The 273-nt window shown below is 74.4% G+C and carries 1 pseudogene; it reads right to left on the reverse strand.

The annotated features are described in order from the left end of the window. A pseudogene (locus RVY79_RS19665) lies at positions 1-273 on the reverse strand (PHB depolymerase family esterase); the annotation flags it as partial.

Here is a 273-nt window from a genome sequence, read left to right on the forward strand (position 1 = left end):
GGTCGCCATGGCCCTCGTAGGGGTTGGTCAGGTCGGCCAGGCCATGCACCGCGAGCACCGGCACCGCACGCCCGCCGCAGGGCCCGAACCAGCGCAGCCCGCCGACCGGCGCGATGGCCGCGATGCGGTCGTTCAGCCGGCAGCCCAGCAGCGAGGACATGCGTGCGCCGCCGGAGAAGCCGGTGGCGTAGACGCGGGCCGGGTCGATGCAGGTGCGCGCCGCGATGTCGTCGAGCACGTCGGTGACGTATCTCAGGTCGTCGGCGCGTGCGG

Source organism: Chromohalobacter sp. HP20-39 (genome assembly GCF_033052815.1).
GTDB lineage: Bacteria > Pseudomonadota > Gammaproteobacteria > Pseudomonadales > Halomonadaceae > Chromohalobacter.